The sequence below is a fragment of the Anaerolineales bacterium genome (assembly GCA_022866145.1).
Lineage (GTDB): Bacteria > Chloroflexota > Anaerolineae > Anaerolineales > E44-bin32 > PFL42.
The window spans coordinates 1-4,268 of sequence record JALHUE010000091.1 but is presented as its reverse complement, the minus strand read 5'-3'; the positions used below and the strand labels follow the sequence as shown (position 1 = coordinate 4,268).

Below are 4,268 nucleotides of genomic sequence, written 5' to 3'. Positions count from 1 at the left end.
TGCGGCTCCCCGTCTCGCCCAGCCTGATGCAAGTGCGCTTGCCGCGTTGGCCGACCCAGGCGGCCGGCGCCCTGGCTTGCCTGGCGGCGCTGCTCTTTCTGCTGCGGAAGCCGACCGCCTCCTTGCCGACCGGTGTCCCGGCGCTCATCGCCCTGCTCACCCTCAGCCTCAGCGGGCTGGCCCTCTCATTCCTGCGCGGAGATCCCGCTCCCCGCTGGGGCGCGATGCGCCTGGACGCTCTTGCCTGGGCGGCGGCCTTGGTCCTCGGGCTGTTGGCCCTCGGGCTTCGCCGAAGACCCGCCCCCAACCGATGACCCAATGAGCCACCTCTCCCTCGCACTGGAACAGATCAACTCCCGGCTGGGAGACCTGCCAGGGAATCTTGAGAAGCATCTCGCTCTGGCGGCGCAGGCCAGGGACTCGGGGGCAGACCTGATCCTGTCTCACGCATTGTCGCTGACCGGATACGCCTTGCAGGCCCTGGGCCTCGCTCAGCTGGTCCGCACTCGCGCTCGGGTCCCGGTCTTGCGCGACGAACGCACAGCGCTCACCCTGCGGGAACGGCTGCGCATTCATGCTGCCAACCCCGGCCAGCCATCCCTGCCGGGGGTAGGCAGCCGCAAAGCAGGTGGCCATGACTGAATCGGCACCCGATCTGTCATTCCATACCGATCTGGCCCGCGAGATCCTGGTTGGATTCTTGCGGACCGAAGTACAGCGTGCCGGGCTCACCCGCGGCGTGATCGGCCTTTCTGGCGGCGTGGACTCGGCCTTGGCGTGCTACCTGGCGGCCGAGGCCCTCGGTCCGGCAAACGTGCTCGCCCTGCGCATGCCGTACAAGACCTCGGCGCCCGAGTCCTACGAGCATGCTGAGCTGGTGGTGCGCGCCACCGGCGTTCAGGAAAAGACCCTCCCCGTCACACCGATGGCCGAGGCCCTGTTCGACCTGGTCCCAGAGGCCGACAGCATCCGCCGCGGGAACGTGTTTGCCCGGCTGCGCATGATCCTGCTGTACGACCAGTCGGCGGACTTTCACGGCCTGGTGATCGGCACCGGCAACAAGACGGAGATCCTGCTGGGCTATACCACGTTGTACGGCGACTCGGCTTGCGCCCTGAATCCGCTCGGCGATCTGTACAAGACCCAGATCCGCCAGCTGGCGCGTGCGCTGGGCGTCCCCCAGGTGATTCTCGCCAAGCCGCCCAGCGCCGATCTCTGGGTGGGGCAGACCGATGAAGGCGAGCTCGGCCTCACCTACGAGCAGGTGGATCGGCTGCTCATGCTTCTGGTCGATGGTCGCACCTCGCCGGAGGCGTGCGTCGAACAGGGCTTCCCGGCGGCGTTTGTCCACCAGGTCGTCGAGCGAATTCGGCGCAGCCAGTACAAACGCTTGCTGCCTCCGATCGCCAAACTGAGCAACCGCACCGTTGGCTACGACTTCCTGGACATACGGGACTGGGGCGCTTGACGGCAGCGAGCTGGCGTTGAACCCTCCCAGGCCCTGCACAGCTTGGTCGATCCCTCACTGCAGGACGGCGCGTATTGATCCCACCGGCTCTTCGCTACCGCAACTACCGCCTGCTTGGCCTGGGGCTGTTGGTGTCCATCGCCGGATCGCGGATGCAGGCCACGGCGGTCCTGTGGCAGGTTCATGACCTCAGCGGCCAGCCGATCGCCCTGGCCGGCGTCGGTCTGTCCAACATCGTTCCTGTGATCGTGTTCTCGGTGATCGCCGGCGTCGCCGCCGACAGCTTCAACCGGCGCGGGTTGATTCTGGCAACCCAATCCGCCCTGGCGCTGCTGGCGCTCCTGCTCGGCCTGCTGACGCTCGGCGGCCGAGCCCAGCTGTGGAGCATTTACCTGATCACCGCCTTGATGTCGGCCGTCTTGACCTTCGACCTGCCGGCCCGCCAGGCGCTGATCCCTAACCTACTGCCGCGCGAACTGCTCCCCAGCGCCTTCGGCATCAACGCCACCATCTACCATCTGGCCTCGATCATCGGCCCGGTGCTGGCCGGGGCCGTGTTGGCCTCGGCGGGGGTTGGGTATGTCTACATCATCAACGCCGTCAGCTTCCTGGCGGTGATCTTCGCGCTGCTGGCGATCGGCCCCGTCACCCAGGAGCTCGCCCGACCCGCCAACGGCCGGCTGTGGAGTCCAGGCGAGCTGAAGGACTCCGCCCTCGAGGGTTTGCGCTACGTTGTCCGCCAGCCGCTGATCTACTCCAGCATGCTGCTGGACTTCTTCGCCACGTTCTTCGCCTCGGCAACCTACCTGCTCCCAATTTTCGCCAAGGACATCCTGAACGTCGGCGCTGTCGGCTATGGCTGGCTGGTGGCGGCGCCCTCGGTAGGGGCCGGCGCCGCCGCCCTGTTCCTGGCTTTCCGCCGCCAGGTTGCCCATCAAGGCCGCACCCTGCTGCTGGCCGTGGCGGGCTTCGGTCTGGCCACGATCGTCTTCGGCCTGTCGCGCGGTTTTCTGCTGACGTTCGTGGCCTTGGCCGCCACAGGCCTCACCGACGCCGTCAGCACCATTATCCGCAACACGCTGCGCCAGCTGCAGACGCCCGACCGGTTGCGCGGCCGGATGACCGGGATCGTCCAGGTGTTCTTCCTAGGCGGACCGCAGTTGGGGGAGGTTGAAGCCGGCGTCGTCGCCCAGCTCTTCGGCGCGACGGCGGCCGTCGTCAGCGGAGGCATCGCCTGCCTTGCGGCCACCGGATGGGTGGCGTCGCGCTTCCCTCAGCTCCGCCGGTACCAGGGGGACGAGCCGCTGGCAGTGTGATATGCTGGCCGCGCGGGCCTGGAACGCTCGGATCACGCTCCTTGGGCCCTGCCGGTGGCCTCCCGATCCCGGGGGCCGAGCAGCCAACCGGGCAGCAATCGACGCCCACCGCGGCTGCCATCATCGTCTGATCCAGGCTCAGGCCGTCGAAAGAGCCCGGGAGGTCGCACTTGAAGCGAGTTGTCAGCGTCAGCATCGGCTCGTCCCGCCGCGACAAGGCGACCGAGATCGACTTGCTCGGCGAGCGCATCCGTCTGGAGCGGATCGGCACCGACGGCGACATGGAGAAGGCCGCCCGCTTGTACCAGGAACTGGACGGCAAGGTCGATGCCTTCGGCGTCGGCGGCGCCGATCTGGGATGCCGGGTCGGCGATAAGTGGTATCCGCTGTACTCGGTCCGGCCCATGGTGCGCCTCATCCGCCATACGCCGGTTGTCGACGGGGGCGGGCTGAAGAACACCCTCGAACGGCAGCTGGCGCCCTTCCTCGACGCACGCCTAGGCGACCAGATCTCCCCCCGCCGCTGCTTGGTGACCTCTGGCGCCGATCGCTGGGGAATGGCCATGTCGTTCCTCCACGCCGGATACGACTGCGTTTTCGGCGACCTGATGTTCGCCCTCGGCCTGCCGTTCCCGATCCGCTCGGAGGCCGCCCTCAAGCGGGTGGCAGCCCTGGTGATGCCGATCGCCGGCCGGCTCCCCTTCCATTGGCTGTATCCGACCGGGGAGAAGCAGGAGGAGCGGACGCCGCGCTGGGGCGAGCACTACGCCTGGGCGACGGTGATCGCCGGCGATGCCCACTTCATCAAGCGTTTCGCCCCGGACCGCCTCCCGGGCAAGATCATCGTCACGAACACCACCACGCCCGAGGACGTGGAGCTGTTTCGAGAGTGGGGATGCAGCCATCTGGTGACCTCGACGCCCGTCTTCGATGGCCGCACCTTCGGCACGAATCTGCTGGAAGCCGCCCTGGTCGCCGTCGCCGGCAAGGGAAGACCGCTGGTCCAGGACGAGCTGGAAGCGCTGCTCGCCCGGCTCGAGATCCAACCGCAGCTTCGTCCGTTGAATCCTTGATACCGCAGGTCGGCGCCGGGACGAGGACGCACGGCATGGGTCGATCTCGAAGCATGACGGCATTCGACCGCAAGGTGTTCAGGATCGTGCGCACCCTGCCGCCCGGTCGGGTGACGACCTACGGCCGAATCGCCATGCTCATCCCACCTCCTCATGGAGTAGATCCGCTCAGCTACGAACGGGTGCGGGCCCGCTGGGTAGGCTATGCCATGGCTCGCTGCCCGGAGGACGTCCCCTGGCACCGCGTGGTCAATGCGCGCGGGAACGTCAGCCCCCGCCCGGGGTTCAGTACGGCCTTTCAGCGGCACCTGCTCGAGCTGGAAGGGGTTAAGTTCAATGAGGCCGGGCAGATCGAGCTCTGGGTCTTCGGCTGGGATCCGTCCCCGGCCGCAGCACCAGGGGTCAAGGCCC

6 protein-coding genes are annotated in these 4,268 nt (G+C 67.6%); all 6 read left to right on the top strand.

What is annotated here, in order from left to right:
• Positions 1-314, top strand: a 314-nt coding sequence (locus MUO23_02970) for a hypothetical protein (protein ID MCJ7511917.1), incomplete at its 5' end; no start/stop codon positions are given.
• 4 nt (positions 315-318) lie between these two features.
• The gene (locus tag MUO23_02965; protein MCJ7511916.1) at positions 319-642 is read left to right on the top strand and encodes a hypothetical protein; all 324 of its coding nucleotides are present in this window, start codon (positions 319-321) and stop codon (positions 640-642) included.
• Entirely contained in the window at positions 635-1,468 is an 834-nt protein-coding gene (locus MUO23_02960; GenBank protein MCJ7511915.1) for an NAD+ synthase, read from the top strand. The genes MUO23_02965 and MUO23_02960 overlap by 8 nt, the downstream gene beginning before the upstream one ends.
• A gap of 74 nt (positions 1,469-1,542) precedes the next feature.
• Positions 1,543-2,784 carry an MFS transporter gene (locus MUO23_02955; GenBank protein MCJ7511914.1) on the top strand — a complete coding sequence of 414 codons (1,242 nt, stop codon included), beginning with the start codon at positions 1,543-1,545 and terminating at the stop codon, positions 2,782-2,784.
• A gap of 170 nt (positions 2,785-2,954) precedes the next feature.
• Complete coding sequence (locus MUO23_02950; GenBank protein MCJ7511913.1) at positions 2,955-3,857, top strand: hypothetical protein; 903 nt, start codon at positions 2,955-2,957, stop codon at positions 3,855-3,857.
• A 35-nt stretch (positions 3,858-3,892) separates the two neighbouring features.
• Positions 3,893-4,268, top strand: a 376-nt coding sequence (locus tag MUO23_02945; GenBank protein ID MCJ7511912.1) for an MGMT family protein, incomplete at its 3' end; no start/stop codon positions are given.